The organism is Nitrospira calida (genome assembly GCF_976986435.1).
The window spans coordinates 2,275,165-2,299,388 of sequence record NZ_OZ335950.1; the positions used below are offsets into that span (position 1 = coordinate 2,275,165).

17 protein-coding genes, 1 tRNA gene, 2 pseudogenes and 2 riboswitches are annotated in these 24,224 nt (G+C 58.8%); of the genes and pseudogenes, 2 read left to right on the forward strand and 18 right to left on the reverse strand.

Translation table 11 applies throughout. The annotated features are described in order from the left end of the window. Nucleotides 1–27 precede the first annotated feature (27 nt). A riboswitch (cobalamin riboswitch) is annotated at nucleotides 28–269 on the reverse strand. Between the two features lie 166 nt (nucleotides 270–435). From ACWHTU_RS11115 to ACWHTU_RS11125, 3 genes are read right to left on the reverse strand one after another with little or no spacing between them, the layout of a single operon-like run. After that, nucleotides 436–1,308, reverse strand: coding sequence for an ABC transporter ATP-binding protein (locus ACWHTU_RS11115; RefSeq protein ID WP_447859426.1), 873 nt, complete (start codon nucleotides 1,306–1,308; stop codon nucleotides 436–438). A gap of 34 nt (nucleotides 1,309–1,342) precedes the next feature. After that, nucleotides 1,343–2,503 carry a FecCD family ABC transporter permease gene (locus tag ACWHTU_RS11120; protein WP_447859427.1) on the reverse strand — a complete coding sequence of 387 codons (1,161 nt, stop codon included), beginning with the start codon at nucleotides 2,501–2,503 and terminating at the stop codon, nucleotides 1,343–1,345. Then, complete coding sequence (locus ACWHTU_RS11125; protein ID WP_447859428.1) at nucleotides 2,500–3,606, reverse strand: ABC transporter substrate-binding protein; 1,107 nt, start codon at nucleotides 3,604–3,606, stop codon at nucleotides 2,500–2,502. The genes ACWHTU_RS11120 and ACWHTU_RS11125 overlap by 4 nt, the downstream gene beginning before the upstream one ends. Nucleotides 3,607–3,635: 29 nt before the next feature. Next, nucleotides 3,636–3,931, reverse strand: a riboswitch (cobalamin riboswitch). Nucleotides 3,932–4,257: 326 nt separating this feature from the next. Between ACWHTU_RS11125 and ACWHTU_RS11130 the strand changes: the two genes are divergently transcribed. After that, nucleotides 4,258–5,733, forward strand: coding sequence for a hypothetical protein (locus ACWHTU_RS11130; RefSeq protein WP_447859429.1), 1,476 nt, complete (start codon nucleotides 4,258–4,260; stop codon nucleotides 5,731–5,733). A gap of 127 nt (nucleotides 5,734–5,860) precedes the next feature. Next, nucleotides 5,861–6,052, forward strand: coding sequence for a 50S ribosomal protein L28 (gene rpmB / locus ACWHTU_RS11135; RefSeq protein WP_447859431.1), 192 nt, complete (start codon nucleotides 5,861–5,863; stop codon nucleotides 6,050–6,052). 255 nt (nucleotides 6,053–6,307) lie between these two features. Here the strand turns inward: rpmB and ACWHTU_RS11140 are convergent, their stop codons facing one another. The 15 genes and pseudogenes from ACWHTU_RS11140 to ACWHTU_RS11210 all read right to left on the reverse strand — a co-directional run bounded on the left by ACWHTU_RS11140 (nucleotide 6,308) and on the right by ACWHTU_RS11210 (nucleotide 23,742). Next, nucleotides 6,308–8,251 carry a response regulator gene (locus tag ACWHTU_RS11140; RefSeq protein WP_447859432.1) on the reverse strand — a complete coding sequence of 648 codons (1,944 nt, stop codon included), beginning with the start codon at nucleotides 8,249–8,251 and terminating at the stop codon, nucleotides 6,308–6,310. Nucleotides 8,252–8,257: 6 nt separating this feature from the next. Then, nucleotides 8,258–8,683: a response regulator gene (locus ACWHTU_RS11145; protein ID WP_447859433.1), complete on the reverse strand. Its 426-nt coding sequence runs from the start codon at nucleotides 8,681–8,683 to the stop codon at nucleotides 8,258–8,260. Beyond that, complete coding sequence (locus tag ACWHTU_RS11150; protein WP_447859434.1) at nucleotides 8,658–10,454, reverse strand: ATP-binding protein; 1,797 nt, start codon at nucleotides 10,452–10,454, stop codon at nucleotides 8,658–8,660. Before ACWHTU_RS11150 ends, ACWHTU_RS11145 begins: the two co-directional genes overlap by 26 nt. Nucleotides 10,455–10,893: 439 nt before the next feature. Beyond that, nucleotides 10,894–10,968: transfer RNA gene (locus ACWHTU_RS11155), tRNA-Gly, on the reverse strand. 153 nt (nucleotides 10,969–11,121) lie between these two features. Continuing rightward, nucleotides 11,122–13,770, reverse strand: a complete 2,649-nt coding sequence (locus tag ACWHTU_RS11160; protein WP_447859435.1) for a DEAD/DEAH box helicase family protein — start codon at nucleotides 13,768–13,770, stop codon at nucleotides 11,122–11,124. A 138-nt stretch (nucleotides 13,771–13,908) separates the two neighbouring features. After that, nucleotides 13,909–14,202, reverse strand: coding sequence for a nucleotidyltransferase family protein (locus ACWHTU_RS11165; RefSeq protein WP_447859436.1), 294 nt, complete (start codon nucleotides 14,200–14,202; stop codon nucleotides 13,909–13,911). A 55-nt stretch (nucleotides 14,203–14,257) separates the two neighbouring features. Beyond that, nucleotides 14,258–14,452, reverse strand: a complete 195-nt coding sequence (locus ACWHTU_RS11170; protein WP_447859437.1) for a DUF2283 domain-containing protein — start codon at nucleotides 14,450–14,452, stop codon at nucleotides 14,258–14,260. A 71-nt stretch (nucleotides 14,453–14,523) separates the two neighbouring features. After that, on the reverse strand, nucleotides 14,524–14,820 hold the full coding sequence (locus ACWHTU_RS11175) for a GIY-YIG nuclease family protein (protein ID WP_447859438.1): 297 nt from the start codon (nucleotides 14,818–14,820) through the stop codon (nucleotides 14,524–14,526). Next, nucleotides 14,817–16,486, reverse strand: a pseudogene (locus ACWHTU_RS11180) (site-specific DNA-methyltransferase). The gene ACWHTU_RS11175 and the pseudogene ACWHTU_RS11180 overlap by 4 nt, the downstream one beginning before the upstream one ends. Before the next feature lie 4 nt (nucleotides 16,487–16,490). Further along, entirely contained in the window at nucleotides 16,491–16,973 is a 483-nt protein-coding gene (locus tag ACWHTU_RS11185; protein ID WP_447859439.1) for a DUF3368 domain-containing protein, read from the reverse strand. After that, a complete protein-coding gene (locus ACWHTU_RS11190) occupies nucleotides 16,966–17,217 on the reverse strand; it encodes a UPF0175 family protein (RefSeq protein ID WP_447859440.1) in 252 nt (83 codons plus the stop codon). Before ACWHTU_RS11190 ends, ACWHTU_RS11185 begins: the two co-directional genes overlap by 8 nt. A gap of 3 nt (nucleotides 17,218–17,220) precedes the next feature. Next, nucleotides 17,221–17,499 (reverse strand): addiction module protein, encoded by a 279-nt coding sequence (locus ACWHTU_RS11195; RefSeq protein WP_447859441.1) that lies wholly within the window; start codon nucleotides 17,497–17,499, stop codon nucleotides 17,221–17,223. Between the two features lie 199 nt (nucleotides 17,500–17,698). Then, a complete protein-coding gene (locus ACWHTU_RS11200; RefSeq protein ID WP_447859442.1) occupies nucleotides 17,699–19,561 on the reverse strand; it encodes an ATP-binding protein in 1,863 nt (620 codons plus the stop codon). Between the two features lie 32 nt (nucleotides 19,562–19,593). After that, nucleotides 19,594–20,883, reverse strand: coding sequence for a DUF2130 domain-containing protein (locus tag ACWHTU_RS11205; protein WP_447859443.1), 1,290 nt, complete (start codon nucleotides 20,881–20,883; stop codon nucleotides 19,594–19,596). Further along, a pseudogene (locus tag ACWHTU_RS11210) lies at nucleotides 20,880–23,742 on the reverse strand (SNF2-related protein). The gene ACWHTU_RS11205 and the pseudogene ACWHTU_RS11210 overlap by 4 nt, the downstream one beginning before the upstream one ends. Between the last annotated feature and the right edge of the window lie 482 nt (nucleotides 23,743–24,224).

Genomic DNA, 24,224 nt, shown 5'->3' on the forward strand with positions numbered 1-24,224 from the left:
GCCACCTCCCTTATGCTCGAAGGGCTGAGTGGGGTTCAACCGTCGGCTGGGTCTCCTGACTCGCGGATCGTCGCTCTCCTGCGCCTTCCCGTTCCGAAAGCAAACGGCTAACAACCAATAGTTGGTAGCTTTGCCGAGTTGCTCGGTCTTCGCTACTCGCTGCTCACTGAGGAACAGTGGCGTTCGTGCAGGGTCGCTCCCCGCTTACAGTGGCGGCACCGTGATGGATTCGCACCATCTTCCCCGGCACCGACGGCTTCTTCCTGACCCCCTCCTTTCACGTTGCTGAACTGACCGTACCTCCTATGTTCGGTACTGAGGCGTGGGTACAGCCGCCTCGAACCGTTCGCCGGCCAACCGTTGTCGGTCAACGGCACCGGAAAGTCCTCACCGGGCTCGCTGCAGCTTCACAATTGAGTGATGATCATTGACGGATTACCGGGATGCCAGCCCCGGCAGCGTGACACGCGGCCGGCCCGACTCAGGATGCCGGTCGACCAGCACATCGCAGCCGTAAACCGCGCGCAAGGCCTCGGGTCGGATCACCTCATCGGGCGATCCGATTCGGAACAACGCTCCGTCCTTCAGCATCAGAATGCGATCGCAATACTGGCCGGCCAGGTTCAGATCGTGCGAGACGAGCACCACGGTGAGGCCCCGCTCTCGGCTGAGGCGGGTCACGATCGAACAGATTTCGATCTGGTGCTGCAAATCGAGAAACGCGGTCGGCTCGTCAAGCAGCAATACGCGGGGCGCCTGCGCCAAGGCCCGCGCGATGACGGTTCGTTGGCGCTCCCCGCCGGACAGTTCCGTGATCAATCGATCGGCCAAATGGGCAATGTCCATCTCCGCCATCGCCTGCTCCGCCAGCGCGATGTCGTCCGGAGCATCCCATCCGAATCCGGCGGTCCAGGCGCGTTCCCGCCGATGCGGATAGCGCCCCATCAACACAGTCTGCGCGACCGTGAAGGGAAACACCTGAAGGCTTTCTTGCGGCACGAGCGCCAGTTGTCGCGCAACCTCCCGCTGGGACAACCGCTCGAGGTCTTGTCCGAACAACCGAACATGGCCGTGAGACGGACACAGAACTTTCGCCATGACTTTCAGCAGGGAGCTTTTACCGGATCCGTTCGGTCCCACCACGCCGAAAACCTCACCGGCGGTCACCTGAAAGGACAGCTCGTCGAGCGTCCAGCCCGCCGACCGATCGAACGGCGACGCATAACGGAAACAGAGTTCCTGGACTTCAAACGCGCGAACGGCCTCGTTCCGACTGTCTGTAAAGACCGCGGTGCGGCCCGGTTCCATACCTGAGAAGCGCTCATTCGTCGACTGGTTCATGTCATGCCAACCGATCTTTCCGCCATATCAAGAGATACAGAAAAAACGGTCCCCCGGCCAAAGCTGTAATGATCCCGACCGGAAGCTCCGCCGGCGCCAGTAGGGACCGCGCCACGGTATCCGCGACCATCAGGTATATACCGCCCGCCAGCGCCGACGCCGGCAGGAGGAGCCGATGATCGGCCCCCAGGACCAGCCGCGTCGCGTGCGGAATCACCATGCCGACGAACCCAATCATGCCGCTAACGGAGACGACCGCGCCAGTCATCAACGCGGCGATCACATAGATCAGTTTTTTGGCCCGTTCGGTCTCCACGCCAAGCGCTCGGGCGGATTCGTCGCCCAATGTCATCAAATTGAGAATCTGGGCCTGCCGCATCAGCACGGTGATCCCCACCGCGAGATACACCGTCAAGACGGCCAAGGCCGGATACGCCGGCGCGGTCAGAGTCCCCATTAACCACGACATCATACCGGCAGAGCGATTGGGGTCCATGATGGAAGTGATGAACATGATCACCGCGGTCAGGATCGCGTTTAGGATCACCCCGGCGAGCAGCAGACTATGAACCGGCAACCGGCCGTACGACGCCGCGAGGCGATAGACGACCGCCAAGGACAGCAAGCTGCCCGCAAACCCGCACAACGGAAGCGCAGAAAGCGTCAAGACGGTCCCACCGATCCCCAACCACATCGCAAGCGAGACACCCAGCGCCGCTCCGCTCGAAACGCCCAGCACATAGGGATCGGCGAGCGGATTCCGCAACAGCGCTTGCAAGGCCGCGCCGACTGCCGCAAGGCTGCTCCCGACGAACAGGCTGAGGAGCACTCGAGGCAGCCGCACCTGAAGCAGTATCACACCGGTGGTGCCGACCGCCTCGCGATCGCTCCGCCAGTCTCGCAGCGCCTGAATCAGCACGCGACTGAGGTCGCCCAATCCGACGTGTTGCGCACCGAACTGGAGGCAGAGAAGAAACAGAACGACGCCGGCAAGCGAGAGCGTTCCCATCGCCCACGTCCACCGTCCGGCCGTCAGGATTGGACTCCGCCGCCAGTCGACTTGCTCGATGGCCGTGGTGGAGCGGAGGGCACCAGCATCGGCTCCGAATGATCCCGCCTCGACACGCGAGGCCGGTTGGTTAGGGGCGCCTGGTTGTCTCATGGCTGGGCGGCAGAGGCAGACTCCGCAGCTTCCGGGTGAATGATTGTGAGGAGCGATTCCAGGCCTTGCACGATCCGCGGCCCCGGACGATTGAGCAGGTCGGCGGGAATCCGGTGCAACCGGCCGCGCTTCACTGCTGTCAGCGTCGTCCATCGCGTCCAGACCTGTTGTTCGCTCTCGGGAATGCCTTCGGCTTTGCCAACGGGGAAAATCAGCACTTCGGGGTCCTTCTGCAACACTGCTTCCAGATTGAGACGGGGATAGGACTCGCCGCTGTCTGCGGCGATGTTCACGCCTCCGGCCAACCCGATCAATTGATGGATGAAGCTCCCTGGGCCGACGGTGATCAGCGGCTGGCTGTTCAACACATACAACACGCGCACCTTGGGGAGCGATTCCGCTCGACTCTTCATTTGAGCAAGGCGCCGCCGCAAGTCCATGGCCACTGCATTGGCGGCCGGCGCGCGGTCGATCACCCGACCCAATGTTTGAATGTGTGATGGAATATCCTCGACCGTCTTCGCTTCCAAGATCAGCGTCGGGATTTTCAGTTGCTCCAATTTGGCAAGGAGATCAGCCCGCAGGGACTCGCGCGGAGCGACCACTAAATCAGGCTCCAGCGCCACGATAGATTCGATATTGGGATGGGCATAGCCGACCTTGGGCTTTTGCAGGGCCTCCGGTGGATAGTCGCAGAACTGCGTGACCCCGACGACCAGATCCTGCGCGCCGATTGCGAACAGCATCTCGGTGATACTGGGCGCGAGGGAGATGATCCGGCTGGGCGCCTTGGCCAAATAAATCTTGCGACCGAGATCGTCGACGAACGTCCTGGCGGCGACGTTCGCCATGAACGGCATGCCCGTCAGGATGCCTTGCTGTCGTCGTTTCATATTCATAGAGGCCGCTTCGGGATCATCGGCGAGCGCAACCCCTATCATCAGCAGGCAGCTTATAACCAACAGCCAGTAGCAGAGAGCCACAAACTCTGACTGCTTGATCGTTCGCCGTCTGCTGCGGGTTATTACCGGCTTACCACTCGCTTCCAAAATAAAAAATCCCCAGAGCCTCATAGGCCCTGAGGATTGCACCCGCTTCTTCATCCTCGCACTTTCCCCAGCCCTCGAGGGAAAGATGGGCAACGCCTTGGGCAGGTCTTCTGGCTCATGGGATGCGTGACGCGACGAACAGATCGCGTCACGGTTGCGCACGCCGGCGATGAGCCGGCCGGGCAACACCTACTCCCCGCTCCTTCCCAGCGCCCGTTTCCCGTTGTCCGCTTTCCGTTCTCCGCTTTAACGGATGACGGATGACGGTTCACGGATCACGGCCACGCCAGTGGCCTGCGCGGGTTTCGTTCCCATTCACAGCGGCGGGACCGCGAGGGAATCACACCCTCTTCCCTTCACCCAAAGCGGACTGTGATGAGGCGCTCACTCTAGGAAACCGCGGGAAGCCTTGTCAAGTTCAAATTTGTCCCGACGACCGGCCCGGTGTGCGATTTCTGTGCAGCGCCGGTACGAACCGATCGGTTCAGGGCGGCAAAACCGCCGCTCTTCTCCGATTTTCCTCTAGTGGTGGCGCTGGCAGGAAAGACCGGAGCACGGCGGCAATGGCATAGTATTTGCTGAACCCAGTTCTCCAGAACAATCGACGACCAGCAGCACGCGACATCACACCTGAACCGCCACCGGGTCTCGGCAACAGCGGGTTCCCGGGGTTCTCGATACGAACGCGTTTGAGGGAGAGGGACTATGCGGAATCTTCTGATCAGTCTGTGCATTGTCGCCGTGTTCATGGAAATCTCCGGATTGATCTGGACCGGAAAGAACGACAAGCCCAGCGACGCCTTGCTCAGGCTTTCGGAGTCGCCGCAACCGACTCTGGCGAACCCCCTTCAGAACGGCTATTTCCTGCTCTTGGGATTTTCTGCTGCCGCAGGAACCGATCCGGTTCAGGTCGGCTACGACATGTGGTTGGAGGCCGAAGCGCGACGAGGACGGCGTCTCTACAATTACGAGAAGCCGGGCCGCGCTGAGCTGCGCGCCTCGATTACAGCCGCTGAAGCCTTGCCGGCATGGGATGCGCCGGATCCGCTGACTGAACTGCAGAAAGACGATGCGCTGTTCCGCACCGCCATCAGCCGTTATGCAATCCTGGTGCAGCGATACGAACGGTGGCTCAACATGCCGTTCGAAGATTGGGGATTCGGACAGGGCGCTTGCCCCCGCTTCGAGGAGGTGCTGATCGCCCACCGGCTCTACGTCGCCACGGGGTTCGCGAAGACCGTTCAGGAAGGCGCCTCGCGCCTGTGGACAGACCTGGCTGCCTGGAGGCGTGTGCTGGCGGATGCGAAGACGTTGCCGCTTAAGGTGGCGGCGCTCGTCATGGTGGACGACGACGCGCGCTTTCTTTCCCGACTGCTGGGTCGCGCGACGATCGACAACTCGTTCTCCGACATCGATCTGGCCGTCCTGCAGCCCCTCACGACCGCCGAGTACTCCCTCCGCTGGCCGATCCAGAACGAATTCGCGCTCAGCCTGCGCCAGGACGGCGCGCCGATCGAGAGCGAGGTGCTCATCGGCAAAGAAGCTTCCGACCGCCATCGCGAATGGTTGGCGCGTACAGCGGGTCTGCGGCCGGACGCTTTTCAGCGGGTCGTCCACCCGACTTCACACGAGGCGATTAGGGTGGCTTTCGATACGCCTCGCACGCGGGAGGTCTATGCCGCCTATTACGACGCCGTCATCAAGGCATCCGAGACGATCCACCATCCGCTGCCGAAGTTCAGGGAGATCGCGCGGACCGCATCCCGCACCTTGTTCGACAGCCTGATGCACCCTTTTGAATTTGAACCGGACTGGGAGCTGTTCAGCCAGCGGCTCGTGGAGACCGATGCGCGGCTTCGGCTGGCTGCGCTGCAGATTCTGCTGCGCAAACCCGCGCCGGGAGCCGCCGTGCCGGCACGGCTGGCTGAAGCGGGATCGCGCTATTTCGACCCGTTTACCGGGCTTCCCATGCTCTGGAACGCCACGCGGGAGAGAATCTACAGCGTCGGGAAAGACGGCCTGGATGACGGCGGGGATAGCGGCTTCGACATCAGCGTCCCGATCCGCCTCTCAATCGCCGAGGATGAAGATGAAAGGGATCAGGCGCGAGTCGTGACGGTCGCTCACCCGAAGAAGACTACAGCGATCCGTCAAAAGACGTCCGCCGCTCAGCGTTCATAGTGCCGAGCGAACCGCCGTTCCACCGCCGGCCCAGCACCGCCGCGCACTTGTCACCCATCGGTGGCCTATGCTACGATCGCTGGCGCATTATCGGTAAGATTCTCTCGTTTAGAGAAGGAGCGTTCTCGTGGCTTTTGCGTGCGACATCTGCGGCAAACGACATCAGTCCGGACATAACGTCAGTCACGCCAATAACAAGACTAAGCGGGTCTTCAATCCGAATCTGCAACGCGTTCGCGCGCTGATCAACGGCGCCCCCAAGCATATCCGCGTCTGCACCCGCTGTCTTCGGACTGGATTAGTCAAGAAAGCCGTCTAAGCCCCCTCGCACTCCCGCGACGCGTCGCGCCGTCCATTCTTGTCCACAAGCAGAGGGCCTGGAGATCGTCCGGCGAAAGAGAGAGGGGCTTTGCGTCATCACGGCTCATCAGGATCAATCCGACTTCGCCATGAACATCCAGTCCGAGCCCTGCGCGGGTTTTGCCGTTTAAATCCACCAGAAGAAACTTTTCCGCATTGACGGCCTCGGCAACGATCCGTGACTAATCCAGCGCGCGACACTTTGCCGGGCAATTCAGGCTGCTCGCGGCCCCGGCGAATCGAGCACCTCGCGCACCTTGCGCGCCAGCGCTTCAGGAGTGAACGGCTTTTGGAGAAAGACGGTGCGAAGGTCGCGCCCAGCGTTCAGGGCTATCACTTTATCCGTATAGCCGGACATGTACAACACTTTCATGTCCGGGCGAGCCGACGCTACACGTTCGGCCAATTCCGGCCCACTCAGCCCCGGCATGACGGTATCGGTCAGGAGCAGGTGAATCGGCTCATTGTGTTCCTCGGCGAGGTGGATCGCTTCTTTGGCGTTGCGCGCTTCGAGCAGCGTATACCCCCGCATCTGAAGGATTGTGCGCGTCAGAACCCGAACCATTTCGTCATCTTCGACCAGGAGAATGGTTTCCGAGCCACGCCCCGCTAGATCCGGAACCGGAGCCGGCTCCAACAATTCGGATGGATCGTCGACCTGCGGCAGATAGATTGTGAAGCTGGTGCCCTTGCCCAACTCGCTGGAAACCCAGATATACCCGCCGCTCTGTTTGACGATCCCATAGACCATGGACAATCCCAGCCCGGTCCCTTTTCCGAGTTCCTTGGTGGTGAAGAAGGGCTCGAAGATGCGAGCTTGGGTCTCCGCGTCCATGCCGCACCCTGTGTCGCTGACCGCCAGCATGACGTACCGACCCGGTTCGACCGAGGCCGGCTTCAACGGAGAGGCCTCGCCCAGCTCGATATTCCTGGTTTCGATGGTCAACTGACCGCCCTTCGGCATCGCATCCCTGGCGTTCACAGCCAGGTTCATGATCACCTGCTCGATCTGCCCGGGATCGGCTTTCACACGCCCCAAAGACGGGTCGGCGCAGATGACCAACTCGATGTCCTCCCCGATCAGCCGTCGCAGGAGCTTCGAGCTGGTGCTGACCACCGCGTTGAGATCCAGCACTTTCGGTTCCAGGACCTGCTGCCGGCTGAAGGCCAGCAACTGCCTGGTCAACAGCGCGGCCCGGTGACCGGCTTCCTTGATCTGCTCGATTCCCTTGCGTAACGGGCTGTCAAAATCGATATCCCCCAACAGCATGGCGCTGTAGCTGTTGATCACGGTCAGAAGGTTATTGAAATCATGCGCGATGCCTCCGGCCAATCGGCCGATGCTCTCCATCTTCTGGGCCTGGCGAAGTTGTGCCTCGCTCTCCTGTAATGCTTTCTCAGCCTGTTTTTTCTCGGTGATATCTTGTATGGTGCCCACCACGCGGACCGGTCTCCCGGTGTCGTCCAACCGGGTTTCTCCGTGCCCGCGCACCGTGCGTTCCGTCCCGTCTGGACGGACGATGCGGTACTCGTGCTCATAGGGCTGTCGATCGCGCGTGGCGGTCTCGATGACCGTGCGGACGCCTCCGCGATCGTCCGGGTGGACATACGTCAGAAAGTCATCATACGTCATCTCGACGCCGGTCGGATGCAACCCGAAGATGCGGTACGTTTCATCGGAACACCACACCCGGTTCGTCAGAAGATCCCATTCCCAGTTCCCGATATGAGCCATCCGTTGGGCTTCCGCCAATCTCGCTTCGCTGAGCCGGAGCGCCGCCTCCACCTGCTTCCGTTCGACGGCGTATCGAAGAGCCCGTACCAACAGGTCAGGAACCAACCGGCCCTTGACCAGGTAATCCTGCGCGCCCTTTCGCACCGCTTGAACCGCCATCGCTTCGTCGTCGAGACCGGTCAACACCACCAACGGGACGCCATGGGCCTGCGCCTGCAGCCTATCGAACGTCTCGAGCCCTTGGCTGTCGGGCAATGAAAGATCCAGGAGCACGACATCGAAACGGCCTTCGGCCAACCGCTTCAGTCCTCTTCGCAGGCGGTCGGTCCATTCCAGGTCGCACCTCGGCTCTTGCCTCTCATTGAGCGTCTCCTGGACGAGGTACGCATCGTCTTCATTGTCTTCGATCAACAACACCCGCATTGATCGTCACCCCGCCGAAGAAGGAATTTTGGAAACCAGCGTCCAATACAGCTCAAACTGTTTAACTACGTCGATAAAACGGTCCAAATCGACCGGTTTTCGGATATAAGAGCAAGCACCGTCGGCGTAAGAGCGCACGATGTCTTCCTCGCGGTCGCTCGTGGTCAGCATGACCACGGGCAACGACCGCAGGGAGGGGTCGGCTTTCATGGTCTCGAGCACTTCAAAGCCGTTCTTCTTCGGCATGTTGATGTCCAACAAAATCAGGCCCGGCAGGCGGGCGACTTTATATTTGCCTTCGCGTCGCAAGTAGGCCAACGCTTCCTCTCCGTCACGAACCGTATTGATGACGTTCATCAGCTTGGCTTCGGTAAAGGCTTCTTGAGTGAGAACGATGTCGTCTTCGTTATCCTCCACCAGCAGGATTTCCACCGGTTGATTTCTCATGGATGACGTCCTTTCTTTCGGCCAACCCGAGCGCGCCGAACGTGAGGACGAACTCCGCGCCGCCGCCCTCGCGCGGTTGCACCCAGGCGCGGCCGCCGTGCCGTTCGGCGACCTGCCGGACGATGGCCAATCCCGCTCCGGTCCCCTCGACTTCGCGCCCGACCGCCCGCTGGAAGAGTTGAAAGATACGCTCCGCATGCTCCGGCGCAACGCCCGGCCCCCGGTCCCGAACCACGAGGCCGACGACCTTCTCGTCCGGTTTGGGCTGATAGGAGGCGATCTCGACGTCGGGAGCCTCACTGTCGCGCGTAAACTTCAGCGCGTTGGCAACCAGGTTGTAGACTCCGTGCGTCGCCCAAGTGACGTTGACCCGCATCCTGGGAAGGTCCGGCGCGACGCGCACCGTCGCGCCGGTCTCCTTAATCACGTGGTCAAGTCGCCGAAGGACTTCCTGCACGATGACGCGGCCCTCCACCTCTTCGGCCGGGGCCTCCATCCGCTGGGCCCGCAACAGCGCCAAGATATCAGCGAGAAGCTGGTCCATCCGCTTGGCGCCGCGGACGACGCGTCGCAAAAAGTCCCGCCCTTTTTCGTCGAGACGATCGGCGTAGCGGTCGTGCACGAGGCGCGAGAAATTCTCGATCGACCGGAGCGGCTCACGCAGGTCGTGCGAGGTCACATAGAGCAGCGTTTCCAGGTCTCGATTCTTCCCGGCCAACTCCGCCGTCCGTTCCTCCACGCGCCGTTCCAGTTCATTGTGCGCGCGGCGCAGCGCCTCTTCCGCTTGCTTGCGGTCGGTGATGTCGCTGAACACGACGACCCCGCCGCGCTGCACGCCGTCTTCATCCACCAACGGGCTGCCCGTCACACTCAGCCAAACGCCTTGGGGAGCTTTGGCGTGGCGGAGAAACTGTTCGTCCGCCTTGACGAATTCTCCCTTGATCGCCCGCGCAAGAGGCAGTCGGTCGGCCGGGTACGGCGTCACTTGATCGGGCAGGTACACGCCGTAGTGCTCGGTCCATTTCTCCGGAGGAGAGTTCGTGGGACCAAGTCCGACGATGCGTTCCGCGGCTGGATTCCAGATGATGAACTTGCCTTCCATATCGGCTACGACGACACCTTCTCCCATGCTCGAGAGCACGGCTTTCAAAATGCTCGTCTGCCGGGCCAGTTCTTCTTCCGCCTTTTTGCGCGCCGCCAACTCGGCTCGGAGTTGACGGTTGACTTCCTGAATCTGCTGCGCGCGCCGAAAAATCTCGGCCTCCATTTCGTCCGCGCGCGTCCGCAGCCCTTCGGCGACTTCGTGTTGCTCACGTTGCGCCTGCTTGAGACGAACGAACTCCGTGACATCCTCGACGCGGTGCATGATGTAGGCGATGTCCCCGTTCGCGCCGAAAACCGGGGAATTGACCGGACTCCAATACCGTTCCTCGAATCCGCCTCCTTCAGAGTCTGGCCGGCGGATGTCGTATTTCTGCACCGCCATGGCATCCGGCGCCCGATTCTGGAGCACCCTGGCCAGAGACGCCCTTAGATTTGAGACGCCGGTCGCGGTCGGATCATCAGGGTTGTCCGGAAAGACATCGAACAGGTGGCGCCCCAGAATCTCCTCCCGCCTGGTCATGGTGGCTTGCAGATACGCGTCGCTCGCCGCTACGATCGTCAAGGTGGGCGTCAATACGAGGTACAACCCCGGCGCCGACTCGAACAGGGCTCGGAAATCAGGCTGTTGGAGAGAAGATGAAGACTCGGCCATGAAAATTTTCCCGGCGGTTACGGTGGGACAGCGGAAGAACTCGAATTAAATATATAGGGCTACAAGGGAGCAGCCAACTGTTTTGCATCTTTCCGTACTCGATGTCGCGGGAAGTGTCAGGCGGGCGAGGTCTAGCGACGCGTCGATGACAGACGCGTCGCTTCGCAAACCAAACAAGGTAAGGGTCAAGTCGAGCAAGCTTGGTTTGGAGCGGGCGACGGGATTTGAACCGCGCTCCGTCGCCGGGTCGGCTCTGAAACTTGCCTCCCGGCTCCTGCGAAGGGGGCCGGCCCCCTCGCATGCTCCCCTCGAAGGGGGCTCACCCCCTTCGAAACCCCCTGTCGCGGGTTCAAATCCCACAAAACACGTGAGGTAGTTATCCGCTCGCCGCTATCGACGATACAACGAAAAATAGGCTCGCGGTCGAGCAAGCTTGGTTTGGAGCGGGCGACGGGATTTGAACCCGCGACAACTAGCTTGGGAAGCTAGGACTCTACCACTGAGCTACGCCCGCTCGCGAGGAAGATGCGGCGAATCCTACGCCGGCCTTTCGGAGATGTCAATCATCACTGGTCGTCCATTGTAGCGGCTAGGAAACACCCATCGAGAACTGATTGGGAACTGAACGAGTTGAGAATCGCGGGATCGCGGCCGAAGGCTTAGAAGGCTACTGAGCAACAGCAAACTGGAGAACTAACGCACACAGGGTCATGTTCTCTGCTATTGCATCATGCGGAATCAGGACATATTGCCACGGCTTGCCGCCGTTGCTGAGGGCATGGGCCGTGGCGCGGGCGCACCACAGGACTGCGGCGTCTTTCTTGGCCAAGACTTCAGAGCTGGTCATTTCGTTTCGCGCTTTGGGCTCCAGCATGTAGATACAGTCCGTGGTCTCGGCCACGAAATCGGGCACGTATTCACGGTGGTCAACACCTATCTTGTAAGAAATCTGAAACTGCCCCTGTGCCGGCTTGAACCACTTCTGCGCATCCCGGTCCAGAATCACCGACAGCTTCCTCTCTGAGTCGGACTGGAACTTCTGTTCCTTAAAAAGGCACCGCTGAAAGCCTCCAAAGAGAACCTGTGGAATGCGGCTCTTGTCCTCGAAGGTTTCCCGGAAATCGTGGATGGGTTCGCCGTCTTTCGCGGTATAGGCAGGCTTTCTCAGTTTGGTAAAGCCCTTGCTCACTTGCACATCGTAGCCTGCTGCTTTCTCCCACTGATGTTCTTGCATCTGAGCATGGACGAACGCGGCAAGCGGCTTTTGGTGGTAGATCAGGACGTTGCGCGCATCTTCTTCAGAGAGATATGAACGGAGATGCCGGACCAGTTGCCCAGCCAGGTCGTAGAGCAGGTCCGCATGGTCATCGTAAGAAATATCGTCGAAATCGATAAGGCCCCGGACAATGTAATCCTCCAATCGTTGTTCAGCCTGTAAAGATCCACCGAAACTCAGCGTCTCCTGTTGATTAGTCCGAAGGTGCTGGATCAAGAGGTCTCGTGCAACGGGCTGGTAGTGGATGCCAGAACAATCCAGTGCAAAGGCATGGAAGCCTGTGGTCACTTCACCTCTCGGCACCACGAGAATTCTGGGGATATCGATCGTCTGCTGGACGACAAGTTCAGTCGTCTTGGCCACGACATCGGCGATGCTCGGTGTCTCGGCCATGCCCGGAAGTGCCTGCTGGCTTGGCGTCACATATTCTTTCACTTCTTCGGCAATCCGAGCTTGGACTTCCGGCTTCAGGAGATAACTGGAGGTCGGCAAGTTCTCGTATGTGTTGATGACATGATACGTCGCCTCGGCAATCTTTCGCTCCACCTCGCTAGTGAAGACAGGAGAATCCGCGGCAGCAAGCTGTTCTTCAATCTTTGACTGAGCCACGACGGTCTTGGTTTTCTGAAGATCTGTGGCGGGATCGAGGATCACTTGGGTCAGCCGGACCACTGAGTCCGGCCGATTGGCCTCATCCACAATCTCCTGGAAGCGGTCATGCGCCACAATGTTCAGCCGATCGACAGTGCTGACCCCCGTACGCCGGCCGTAGGGAAGTCGCAATCCGCGACCAATAGACTGTTCAATGAGTGTGCGGGCATTGGCCGCACGCAGCGGGACGATCGTGTAGAGATTCCTGACGTCCCAGCCCTCTTTCAGCATGTTCACGTGAATCACAATCTCGGTCGGTTCATCCGGGTTTTCCACGGCGAGCAGACGTTGGACCATCTCATCTTCTTCTGCACCGGTCCTGCTGGAGTCCACCTGGATGACCTTGTCTGCGTACCGGCCTTCAAAGAACTGCGGTGACCGAATCAGTTGCATCAGTTGGCCGGCATGGGTCGTATCGCGGGCAATGATCAGCATGAACGGCTTCACTACTCGCTGCCCGGTCTGCCGCGCATAGGTTTCCAGTTCGACCTTGGTGTTCTCATGGAGACGAATGCCATCCTCCAGCTTGATCTGCTCGAGCTGAGCGGCATTGAACTGGCTAGGGTTAAAGTTCTTTTGGGTGACGACGGCCGGTTCCTTGACGAACCCATCCGCCATGGCTTTGGCCAAGGGATAGTCATAGATCACGTTCTTGAATGGCACGGGCCCTCTGCTCGATTCCACAAACGGCGTGGCGGTCAGTTCGAGTCCGAGCACCGGCTTCAACTCATTGATCGCCTTGACACCCTGCGAGGCCCGATAGCGGTGGGACTCGTCCATCAGCAGGACGAGATCGTCCAGGCCGGCCAGATACTCAAAGTAGCTCTGGCCGATATACTCGGACAGCCGCTTGATCCGTGGCGCCTTGCCGCCTCGCACTTCCGAGTTGATCTTCGAGATATTGAAGATGTTGATGTGCACCTCTTGGCCGAAGCCGGGCAACGAGGTCAGGCGAGCTGCAATCCCGGATTCATAGTTGTCCCCGGTGATGATCGTCGGCGGCTCGGTCGCAAATTCGGCGATGCCCGTGAAGACGTACTTCGGCGTGTTCGGCCTAAAGTCGGTAATCAGCTTGTTATAGATCGTCAGGTTCGGCGCCAGGACGAAGAAGTGGTTGATGCCGTGAGCGAGATGCAGATAGCTGATGAAGGCGCCCATGAGGCGGGTTTTGCCGACGCCGGTGGCCAAGGCGAAACAGAGCGACGGAAAGTCACGCTCAAAGTCCGTCACCGTCGGGAACTCACGGCGGATCGCGTCCAACGCCGACGCGAGGTCGGTACTCTTCTTGGGCGGCACAATCTCCGTCACGCGATCGAGAATCTCCAACGACTGTCGCTGAGGAGGTCGCAGGCTCAATCGCCCGGCGATGGCGTGGACGTGACGGTTCATGCTGATGCGGCTCCAAAGCGGCGGACGACCGCGTCAACAATCATGTCCTGCGAGCGAAACTGCGCGAAGGTCAAGCCGTCTGTGTAGCGTCGGACCTTCCGTGCGCTCTCGACAATGTCCTCGAGATAGAACAGCCAGTTACGCGACACGAACGAGGTCCTTCTCAATGAGCGGGCGCATGCGCGGTTTCAGTGCGTCCTCTGTGACAAGATCGACGGCCGTCCCGAGCAGGGCCTCGAGATAGGCCTTCAGGTCCATGTACTGGCCGAACGTGGCGGCGTCCTGAAACTCAACCAAAATGTCCACGTCGCTGCCGCTTCGCATATCATCCCGGGCGGCCGACCCGAAAATGCCCAGTTTTCTCACGCCAAACTTCATGCGCATGTCTTCTCGCCGGCCGGCCAACAGAGACAAGATTCGCTCTTTGTTCATGCGTAGTCCTCCACGGAGCTTGTCTCAGGAGAGAGCTTCGCCCCAGGCCCGAATGTTACGCGACCGCGTATTCGACGGATTTGGGATTCTGCACTCGCTTCGAGGCGTTGAGGATTTCCATGCCTACGATGTTCCCATCCTTATCATAGTCCAGAATGACACCAGGCTTGTCCTGGTCGCTCTCCTCGACCGGGGCATCACTAAACTCGATCGTCAGCACATCCACTTCCTGGTCGTATTTCACTTTCATGACGCCCTCATACTCCATCTTATGCTGGAGACAGTCGTCATTCCCGCACAAGCGGGAATCCAGGGACAACGTCAAAGAATCTTTTCCCACAGGTCCTGCCAGTCTGGATTCTGCTTCTCGATCAATTCCAGCTTCCAAGCCCGATTCCACTTTTTCATCTGTTTCTCCCGCCTAATGGCTGATTCCATATCCGCATGCAACTCATAATAGACGAGCCGATGGATACCATATCGCTTCGTAAATCCATCCACCACATCATTTCTGTGTTCCCATACACGTTTGCGTAGGTCGCTTGTCACTCCGATATACAGCGTACCGTTTCGTTTGCTCGCAAGAACGTACACTGCCGGCTGTCGATCTGACCTCATCTCACTAGATTCCCACTAGAGCCTGCCCTCGACACGGATCGGGGGCGGGAATGACTTGTATCACCAAACTCTAGCCCCTGCTGCCCTGGTGGAATCGGCGCTTTGGGCAAATGCTCCACACGCAGGCTGTAATCGTCATGGCCCCACTCACAGCGGGTGAGCACGGCCTTGGGAATCTTCTTGATGGTCAAGTTGGGATAGCGATCCGGCTTGCCGCGAAAGGCGGAACACATCACCAAGAGCGTCCGCCCCTCGCCGACCTCGTCACTCAAGGCCTGCAATTGATCATGGCTCAAGTTCTGCGTGGTGACATAGATGAAGTCCCGCTCGGTAGAGCGACCATGTTGCCAATAGATTGTATCGCTCGGTGCGTAGGTGAAGCCTTCCAGCTTGCAGACGGCTTCGGCCAGCATCGCCGGATTGTAGGCTTTGTTGATGACCCAGTGGCCCCACTTGTCTTTTTCCAAAAGCGACGGGGCCAACCGGTAATAGCGGAAGCCGCCACCGCCCTTCCACCCGACTGCCTCCGTGATCCCGCCCTTGTCCTCACCGTCGATGACTTTCTTGAGCCTTGGGATGATGTGCGTGTGGCAATGCTCGCCCAGCTCGACCATGATCCAGCGGCGCCCCATCTTGTGGGCCACCGCACCGGTCGTGCCCGACCCGGCGAAGGAGTCGAGGACCCAGTCGCCCGGGTTGGTGGCAATTTGAATAACTTGCTGGAGCAACCTCTCGGGTTTAGGGGTCTGAAATGGCTCTAAGTGAGAAAACAGATTCAAGATCTCCTTCTTTGCCTCTTCGTTATCTCCAGCGAGTTCAGCGTCCCACCACGTCATTGGGACCAAACCTTTCTCTTCACCCTTGAACTGCTTGACGCGAGGCCGTCCAGATCCTTCGTTGGGAAAGTAAATTCGATTCTCAGCAAGGAGCTTTAGATATTCCGGTTCTGTGGCTGCCCAACATCGCCCTTTTGGTGGATCGACTTCCACTCCAGAGGGAGTCTTGATTTTATACATCTGATTCTTACGAAAGCCTTGCGCGCTAAACGGAATGGAACGCCACGGGCCTCGCGGATCATTGTCAGGGTTCGAGTACCCGCTTTCTCTTTGCGGTAGCGGGCTTCTGCTATTCTTCTACTCAAGGGCGCCGCTCTTTGCGTACAAGAGGATGTGATCATGTGCGGAGCCGATAGCTGCTCTGTTCTCTCTAGAGGTTCGCTTCTGCCAGACTATGTTCGCAACAAATTGCGCTCTGCCAACGATCTCATCGCACAGAATCTTAAGGTAATGTGCCTCGTTGTCGTCGATTGTGATCCGCAAAGAGCCTTGATTTGAGAGCAAGCGGTTTAGAATTTCCAGGCGCTCTCGCATGAGCGACAGCCAGATCGAGTGCTCTAGGCCGTCATCGTAGTGCTCAAATGCTGCCCCCGTGTTGTAAGGTGGGTCAATGAAGATGCACTTGATCTTGCCGGTGAACTCCTGTTCCAACGCCTTGAGGGCCAGCAGGTTGTCGCCGAAGATCAGCCGGTTGTCGAAGAGATCGTGATCGGTGACCCGGTGCGGGGCGTGGTACGACTTTTCCGGGTCCTCCAGCGGATGCGCGGCTCCAGCTTCGGCCGGTTCTCCTTGCCGATCCAGGTGAGTTCAAGCTTTGGTTTCTGTGCCACTGCGTTACTCTCCTGCCATTTTAAGAACCGCTTCTCGGGTGTGGGGCGCTAGGCGAAACCGCAACATGTCCAGTCGATCAAGGTAGGGCCGAATGAATGGCACGTGACCGGCCCGTTTTGCTTCCAGCAGCACGCCCAATGTTCCTATGACTCGAATGCCCTGTGCTTTGGCAATGCGACGGGCAAGGGCATCATCGAGAATGACCCGCGCATCCTCTGATTCCAACGCCAAGAGCAGCGTCTGCGTTTCCCCAGGGCCCAGATCCGTAATCAGCGCAAGGGCGGACGCGGCGGCCGGTCGTCGGATGCTCATCCACTCGATCACCGTGGGATCCGGCAGGCTCAACCCCGCCGCTCGCCCCTGGGCCAGTTCCTCGACAACGGCTTGAGGGACGATGATGTGTCCGGCCAAGGCCGGCAAGATATGCAACAGACCGATCTGATCCAGATATTGCAGAGGTGAGGTGTCGCAGATGACCTCAGGCAATGCCGGGCTCCTCCCGCAGTTGCTCTTCAGTCAATCGGAACGTATCCACGCCGTACTGAGCCAGCTTGGTCAGGAAAAGCGTTCTGGGAATGCCGGCCAACCGCGCGGCCGCGCCGGAAGACAGCCGACCAAGTTCGAATAACTTGACCGCCGCCGCCGCCCGCAACTCTTCGCTCATCGCCTCCGGCTGGAGCTTCAACGCCAACAGAATGTCCTCGGGTATATCCATGGTGATTCTGCTCATCCGTCACCTCCGGCTGTCCCGTCCGTTTCCAAAATTCGGGAGGATTATACCGCAGTCCAGATCCTTGCGAATCTGTTTGACCGCCCGCGCAACCGGGATCCCGTTCTCGTCCCACTGTCGCCAAGCGGAAACCCGACGCTCGGCCTCCTCCACCCAAGCCTCCTCTACCTGGGTCAACGGCTCGTGTCTCACACCCCGCATCAAGCGTTCGGCCAGAACTTCTCGATCTTTTACCGGCAAGCGAGCCGCTTCACGTTCGATTTTCAGCAATGCTTTACTCATGTTCCCTCCCTTCGGTTCTCAGCTCACTCCGCCACGTTGTCATGCACGTCGTGATGGGCCCCACAACGCAGCCTGGTACGACTTCGCCGGGCCTGCCTGCCGAAGCCGCGGCGCAGGCAGGTCCAGCTTGGGCCGGTTCTCCTTGCCAATCCAGGTGAGTTCGAGCTGGGGTTTGGGGCCATTGTCTTGTCTGATCTTGTTATTCGGCGTTGAGAGCTTTGCCAATTTCAGCAAGCCAGGTACGCACCTCGTTGTTCGTGTCAATTTTGTTGAGGTGATCTCGTGTCATCTTTGATGCGAATTCTTTACACAAACGAGTTTTAGCCTTTGAAACTTTTTTCGCGAGCTTTCCTGTGTCTGCGAGAACACCTGCCCAGGGCTGCCCGCTCTTGCTCGCTTCATGAACTGCCTGGGCAAGCAAAAGTGGCACGTCCTCAAATGCCTCGCCAGTGCCTGAGTATGCTGGATACTGTTCTTTGATGACATCTGGATGAATGTAGTTTTCTAGCTCTCTTTTTTCTGTTGTCCAGACAGTGCAGTTTGTTCTCTTCTTCAGCTCTTCAGCAATTGCATGATATTTTGGCTCCTCCGGCGGCTGGGTGTCACGGTCCATCAGGTAGAACTCTGGGCGGTTAAAACCTTTGAGTCTCGAAACCCAGAGATCCAAATTATTTCCACCCAGAGGAACAAATACCAGAATCCCCTCATCCTCCGCTTTGCCGAGGTCCGGCACATCTTCCCCTGCTTCTGTAAGCATCCGCGAAATGTGGCAGAGAAAAGTGATATCGTGCCGTCCTTCGACGCCAAGGAAGGCTTTAATTTTATGATCGGGCAAGACTCCGAGTGACTCAATGATCTCGGAAAGGGTTTCTTCATTGTCTCCGTGAAGGACATGAGGGCGACCGTTCCTCTGGGTAACGAACCGAAGTGCAGTCTGTGGGAATCGGCGGGCCAAGACAGGTGTATGCGTCGTCAGGAAAACCTGGCAGCCATCCCTTGCTGCCAAATCTTGTATTGCCTCCACAAGCATTTTTTGATTGTGAGGATGCTGGCTTGTTTCGGGCTCCTCAATGGCATAGATGATATTCGCTCCCTTGCCCTCGGCTTCCTTTTCAGCTCGCGCACGAAAAAAATTCAGAAGCACGAGCCTTCGAGTCCCGCTACCTCGCTTGTTTATAGGGATATCTTCATCTCCCGTGAGGCTAACTGAGAACAGAGTATCCCAATTCTTGGTCGTTACCCTGGGGGTCAACTGGCTTGCCAACTCTGGATTCATCTCACGGATCTTTTCGACCGTCCTGTTGGCAATTTCCTGGACTTCTTGCTTCACCTTGTCGGCGATAGTGCTGAGCGTGTCCTCCTGTGCTTTGATGGCTTCCTTGATGGCTGACTTCATTGGGTCTTGCGCCTCAGAGTCCTGGTCTGTACTGGATCGGTCTGATTTGAAGAGCGCGAAGACGGGGAGGTGCTTCTTCAACTGATCCCAGATTCTTTCTGCAGTCTCTGACTTGGGCTCGATATCAGTTAGCTGAAGCTTTAAGTCAGGAGCGTGAGCCCAGATTGCGCGTCTCAATTCAGTGTTTACTGTTTGGTTCACGGTGGTGACATCAACTCCAAGTTCCTTTGCCCTTTGCTTCAGCTTCGCGTTCGTTAGAGTCAGGAGGTCATCGTATTTGTCCGCAGTCGGATGTTTCGCTCGCGCGAACACGCTCGCCGGCTTTACCTTTCCTGAACCCGTACAGTTAAAGACCATGGCAATCTCGAGCTTGTCGGTCTGATTCAGAAGGTATTCGACTGCCAGGTCGGTGGGGTATTGCTCATCGATCACTAACTGCTTTGGAAGGTCATCGAAGACGCATGCGATGGTCAGCTTTTGATCACTCGCATGGACGCACAAGTCATCCTGCTCAGGAACACCGTTAAAGAAGATATTCATCGCATCAAGTAGCGAAGACTTCCCGGAATCGTTCTTGCCAATCAAGACAACAAGATCATCAAGAGCCACGGTGGTTTCGTCTTTGAAACATCGGAAGTTCGACACCTTTAATTGAACAAGTCGCACCCTGCCCTCCCCATACAAACCAAATAATGGCTCTACTGTCCGATGGAGTCTTCTCCCTTCGCTTTCGGCCCCTCCAACGCCCGCATCTCCAGCCCTTCAATCTCCTTGAGCGACTTTCCCGCGATGCCTTGCAGATCCCCGTACATGCCGACGGTGGCCTGCATGACCCGTTCGATTTGCTCTTCCCGCTTGGCCCACTGTTTGACGATCGCTTTCTTTTCTTTATCCAGATCCTCCTGCATCGATGAGAAGGCCTCGACGATGGCCTGCACCCGTTGGCGGAAGCGTGGACCGGTGAGGTACTGGTACACCATCTCCATCTTGGTTTGCTGGCCCTCGGAGGCTTGGCGAGCGGTGGCCACTTCGATGAGCATGTACCGCAGCGAAGCGGCCACCGGAATGACCGCCTTGGAATGGACGACCCACACCCCCTCGACCTGGTCGAAGGTCTCCACCCCCTTGGGTAAGGCCTGGCTCACGATCATCGCTACCTCGGCCTTGGCGGTACGCTGATCATCTCGGAGTTTCGCGAGCCACCCGTCGCTCCAGTTCTTGGTCCGCTTGGATTCCCACAAAATCGTCCCGCACGGTTGCCCTAGCGGACCGAGGATCGTCTGGAGCACATCGCCCCCATGCTCACCCTTCGGAACCGGCTGAATGGTGTCGCGCGGGAACTTCATGCGCAACAGCGCTTCGAGCTCCAGCTCCTGCACTTCTCCTTGGAGTTGTTGCAAGCCCTGCTCGGCTTTGCGCTTCAGTTCCTCGATCTGCTTCTGCATGGCGGCGATGGTTTGCTCCTTCTCCAGCACCTTGAATTCGAGGGTTTCCTCCGCCTCTTTCTTCGCCTGCTCGCGCGTGGCGGCCAGTTCTTCCTGCACTCGCTTCTCGACCGTCAGGTCCAGTTCGCGCTTGGCATCCTCCAGCTCTCGCTGTTTCTTGAGCAGCTCGGCCTGGTCCTTCTGCGCTTCGGCGAGCTTGGCATCACGCTGCTTGATGATGTCCTGAAGGTCGGCGAGTTCCCTTGTCTTTTGATCCAGATCGGTCTGCAAGGCGAGTTTGGCCTTCTTCGCTTCCTCGGCGGCAATCTTGCTTCGCTCCTGCCGAAGCTTCTCGGCCACCTGATCGTCGATCGCCTGCTGCGCCTTGGCGATAGCCTCTTCCCGCTCGCGCAACGACGCCTCTCGTTTGGCCACCGCCGCATCCTTCTGAGCCAGACGCTGCTCGTAGTCTCGACGCGTGGATTCGATCAGCGGCGCCGCGAGGGATTCCGTGAGCTTGATCTCGGCTTTACAGTTTGGACAGATGATGGTTGGTTCGCTCATTGCACATGCCAACGAATCGTAAAAAGCTCCTGAGAGGATACCCGTTGTTGCAGCTTCCCCTCAATCTCGGCGATGAGCTGCTCGCGCCGGCGGTCGATCTCGTCCTGGGCGTCGAAGAGGGCGCGGCGGCGCTTGCCTCGTTCCGCTTCGAGCGCTTTGATCTGCTTATGCTCGGCAAGCTTTTCTTCTAACGTCAGTGCTGCGACGGCTGCCTTTCGGGCTTCCTTGATCTGCCGGTCCAGTTCCTTGATGTCCCGCTCCAACCCCAGTTTCAAATCATCGGCCCAGGCATCCAGCTTGTCGGCCTCGGCCTCAAAGAAGTCCGCGTTGCGCTTGGAGATCTGGCGGCGAATGGCCTCCTGACGCTCTCCGACTTGCTTGCTCAGCGCCGGGTGCTCAAGAGGCGTATTCACAGACCGGGTGACGCTGGCAGGCAGGGAGAACAGCCGACGGACGACTTCCTCTTCCAAGACCTCACCCTGGTCTGTCACCCCTGCACAGATGAGGTAATCTTCGGCCTGATCCAGCGCTTCGACCGTGAAGACCGAGATGGTCAGGACGCCGGATTTGCCGATGAGGGGCTCCAGGAGCGTCACTTTGCCGTCATGCTTGCCGTATTCGAACGTCAGTTCCGCCTGTTCTAGCACGCGGTTCTTGGCCTGGGCGAGGACGTGTTCCGCCAAGGGATGGGCGAGGCGATACAGATGCGCCTCTCTGGACCGGCGAGGCAATTCATAGAGGCCGAGCGGAATGTCTCCCGGGAACGGACAGGATGTGAGTCGGAAGGAGGAATTCGTGAGAAAGTCGGCCTGGTCGCCCAACTCGTAGCGGGTCAGTTGCATCAGGATCCGCTCATACCGATTGAGGTAGAGCCGTGACCGTTCATCGCTCACACGCAGTTTTTCCCGCACTTCGTCGTCGAAATGTTCGAACAGCAGTTGGCGGGCGCGGGTCATGGCCTCATCGATTTACGCGCCGAACTCGCTCTGGAGTTCCTCAAAGGACGCCTTGATCTCCTCAGGAGTCCGACAGCGTTGATAGATGTCGGCGATCCTCTTCTCGAAATCCACGCCGGACTCGATGGCTCCCAGCACTTCGTCACTGGCTCCAAAGACGCCCTCGAAGAGCTGAAATTTTTCGGAGAGCAGGCGGAACACGTGCTGGTCGGCTTCGTTGGTTTGGTTCAGGAAGTTCGCCACAACGACATCGTGCTTCTGCCCGTAGCGATGGCAGCGGCCGATCCGCTGTTCGATGCGTTGGGGATTCCAGGGCAGATCGTAGTTCACGACCAGCGAGCAGAATTGCAGATTGATCCCCTCGGCTCCCGCTTCCGTGGCGATCATGATCTGCCCCCTCTTCCTTGAAGTAGTCCACGAGGGCAGAGCGCATGTCAGCGGAGCGAGACCCCGTCACACGATCGGTTCCCTGGTGGCGCTGGAGCCAGTCCTGGTAGATCCGCTTCGATTTCTCGTCGTTGTTGGAGCCGTTGAAGAGGACAATCTGGTCTTTCCAGGGGCTGTCGGCCAGGACCCGAAGGAGATACTCCTGCGTGCGGCGGGATTCGGTGAAGATGACGGCTTTTTGCGCCGCACCGAGTTCCGCCGCCTTACCAGACGCCGTCCGCAATGCGGTGAGGAGCGCCTGACCTTTCGCATTGTGAGTGATGGAGACGGCGAGTGTTCGAAATGCCTCAAGATCCTCGATTTCCTGTTGAATGGCCTTGCGATCAGCCTCCGTGAGGGGTTCCGTAGGGGCTTCCTCCTCTTCCCACTCGTCTGCGAGCTGGTCCAGCGCCTCGAAGTCTTCCTCCAGCGCTTCTTCGAGCGGCTTCGGCCCTTCGGCCTGTCGGAGGCGGTCGCGGAGCCGCCGACTCATTGATTCCAACGCTCCGGCAATGGCAAACGAGGACGAGGCGAGGAGTTTCCGCAGCACCAGGATCATGAGCGACCGCTGACTGGCGGGCAACGCCTGGAGGTTGTCTCGTCGCAGATAGTCCGAGACCAGATGGTACAGCCGGTCTTCGCTTTCCGCCGGCATAAACGGCTGCACGATGGGCAGCCGCTTCGTGTAGCGCACATACGGCAGCACCTGACGGCGCAGCGTGCGTTGACAGAGCGGTCGCAGGCGGGCGTTCAGCCTGTCGAAGGTCGCCTTGTTGTGGAGATTGGCGAACTGGTCCTTGAAACTTTTGAGGTCGCCGAAGATGCGGTCATCCACGACGCTGACCAGTCCATAGAGTTCGAGCAACGAATTCTGTAACGGCGTGGCGGTGAGGAGAAGCTTGGGAGCGTCTTTGAGGGCTTGCTTCAAGGTATTGGCGATGACGTTGGTCGGTTTGTAGACGTTTCGCAGCCGGTGGGCTTCGTCAATAACCACCAGGTCCCAACGAATGAGGCTGATCTCCGCGGCCTTGCTACGGGCGAACTGGTAGGAGCAGATGATGATCTCGCTGCATTCGAACGGGCGGACATTTCCCTGCCGGACGGCGGCGTCGTAGGACTTCGTCTCCAAAATCCGGCAGGGCAGGAAGAACTTCTCTTGGAGTTCCTGATGCCACTGTTTGCGAAGATTGGATGGCGTGATGACGAGAACGCGACGCTTCCGCTCTGCCCATTTCTGTGAGAGCACCAGGCCGGCTTCGATGGTCTTGCCGAGTCCGACTTCGTCCGCGAGAAGTGCCCCCTTCGAGAGCGGCGACCGGAATGCGAACAGCGCGGCCTCGATCTGGTGGGGATTGAGGTCCACCTGCGCATCCACCAACGCGCTGGCTAGCTTCTCGATACTGTCCGACGGACAACGCTTGGTCAGTTCATAGGCGAAATACTTGGCATGGTAGGTGGTCAGACCATCAGAGGCCATCTCGTTGACCGCGTCGCCTGGCAGGATGCTGAAAAAGTCCGCCAGCTTTGTTCTCGCATCGCTCAGAGGCTCAACGTACGGCAACGAGTACGCCTCGCCTCTTCGCTCGCTGCGGCCGCGCTGGACGGCCTTTTTGAGCATCCTGCGCGGCATCTTCTCCTTGTCTGAGACCTGTGTACCTGTGACACCTCCAGGGGTCGAAACGAGTTTTTCCGCAGCCTGCTAGAGTCGAAGCTCGCCCTCCACCTGAGAAATCAAGACATGACTACAACCCCAAAGAAGGGCTGGTTGAGTACGCGGGATTATATTCCAAAGTGCCATGATTGCCCTCGACCAACATAGTTGTGAATGCCGGCACTTCACGTTGCAGACATTCTCGGACAGGGTCGGCGCTCCTCCCTTTCTCTGCTCCTCCCGCGATGGGAGGGGCAACGGGGAGAGTGACCGCAAGGACACGCACTGTTGTTCCTGCAGTGCTAGAA

Bases quoted from the DNA above. Each gene is read 5' to 3' on its own strand.
- ACWHTU_RS11115 (WP_447859426.1), bottom strand. From the start codon at position 1,308: ATGGAACCGGGCCGCACCGCGGTCTTTACAGACAGTCGGAACGAGGCC.
- ACWHTU_RS11120 (WP_447859427.1), bottom strand. From the start codon at position 2,503: ATGAGACAACCAGGCGCCCCTAACCAACCGGCCTCGCGTGTCGAGGCG.
- ACWHTU_RS11125 (WP_447859428.1), bottom strand. From the start codon at position 3,606: ATGAAGAAGCGGGTGCAATCCTCAGGGCCTATGAGGCTCTGGGGATTT.
- ACWHTU_RS11130 (WP_447859429.1), top strand. From the start codon at position 4,258: ATGCGGAATCTTCTGATCAGTCTGTGCATTGTCGCCGTGTTCATGGAA.
- ACWHTU_RS11140 (WP_447859432.1), bottom strand. From the start codon at position 8,251: ATGCGGGTGTTGTTGATCGAAGACAATGAAGACGATGCGTACCTCGTC.
- ACWHTU_RS11150 (WP_447859434.1), bottom strand. From the start codon at position 10,454: ATGGCCGAGTCTTCATCTTCTCTCCAACAGCCTGATTTCCGAGCCCTG.
- ACWHTU_RS11160 (WP_447859435.1), bottom strand. From the start codon at position 13,770: ATGAACCGTCACGTCCACGCCATCGCCGGGCGATTGAGCCTGCGACCT.
- ACWHTU_RS11165 (WP_447859436.1), bottom strand. From the start codon at position 14,202: ATGAACAAAGAGCGAATCTTGTCTCTGTTGGCCGGCCGGCGAGAAGAC.
- ACWHTU_RS11170 (WP_447859437.1), bottom strand. From the start codon at position 14,452: ATGAAAGTGAAATACGACCAGGAAGTGGATGTGCTGACGATCGAGTTT.
- ACWHTU_RS11175 (WP_447859438.1), bottom strand. From the start codon at position 14,820: ATGAGGTCAGATCGACAGCCGGCAGTGTACGTTCTTGCGAGCAAACGA.
- ACWHTU_RS11190 (WP_447859440.1), bottom strand. From the start codon at position 17,217: ATGAGCAGAATCACCATGGATATACCCGAGGACATTCTGTTGGCGTTG.
- ACWHTU_RS11195 (WP_447859441.1), bottom strand. From the start codon at position 17,499: ATGAGTAAAGCATTGCTGAAAATCGAACGTGAAGCGGCTCGCTTGCCG.
- ACWHTU_RS11205 (WP_447859443.1), bottom strand. From the start codon at position 20,883: ATGAGCGAACCAACCATCATCTGTCCAAACTGTAAAGCCGAGATCAAG.